Genomic DNA, 934 nt, shown 5'->3' with positions numbered 1-934 from the left:
TATGTAGCCGATGCCAGCCATGTGGTAAGGCTTCCGGCCAACGCTTCCATCGACAACATCAAGGTCGACGGCCAAAACCTTGTGCTCGAACAGGCCGACGGCTCGGTGATCGTGATCAAGGACGGCGCCCTGAACGTGCCGACCTTCATCATTGGCGACGTCGAGGTGCCGCGCGTCGCGCTGCTGGCGGCGCTGGAAGCCAGCCATGTCGATGTCGCCTTCGGCGCCGACGGTTCCATCTCGGCCGGCCCCGGCGGTTCGAATTCAAGCGCAGGCGGTGATTTCTCGGTTCCCCCCGGCGGCATCGGCGACGGGTTCGACCTGTCGGCCCTGCTGCCGCCGACGGATTTGCAGTTTGGTCGCCTGGAGGCGCGTGAACTGTTCCCGAGCCTTCGACCCGACTCCACGCCGTCGATCATCGACCTCACGCCTGAGACCAGCGGCGGCGACACCACAGTATACGAAAAGGGCCTGACCTCGGCCCCCGACACCAGCGAGACCGGCACCGGCACGTTCACCGTCACCTCGGCTGACGGCATCGGTAAGCTCACCATCGCCGGCCAGGATATTTCGGGCGCCGCCCTTGCCAACAGCGCAGCAAATCCGGTCAGCATCACCACGCCGTTCGGCAACACGCTGACCATCAACGGCTACGACGCCAGCACCGGCCAGGTGAGCTACATCTACACGCTGGTCCATAGTGAGCCCCATCCCGGCGCAGGCACCGATTCCATCTTCGAAAACTTGACGGTGACGGTCACCGACACCGACGGAGACGTCTCGCTTCCAGGCACGCTTTCGGTCCAGATCGTCGACGACGTGCCTGTGGGGCACAATGTGAATGCCGGTGCGCTGACCGAAGACGGCGCCACGACCACTGTCAGCGGCAACGTCACGACCGACTACGGCAACACGTTCGGCGCCGACGGCCCGG

General features: G+C 64.8%; 1 protein-coding gene. It reads left to right on the top strand.

Going from position 1 to position 934, the window contains the following annotated elements:
• Positions 1-934: hypothetical protein (locus EN955_RS34875; RefSeq protein ID WP_206523757.1), on the top strand; the 934-nt coding region annotated here is incomplete at both ends.

It is taken from the genome of Mesorhizobium sp. M7A.F.Ca.CA.001.04.2.1, from assembly GCF_003998485.1.
Lineage (GTDB): Bacteria > Pseudomonadota > Alphaproteobacteria > Rhizobiales > Rhizobiaceae > Mesorhizobium > Mesorhizobium ciceri.
Note: the sequence above shows the minus strand (reverse complement) of the source record. Positions and strands in the feature narration are given on the sequence as shown.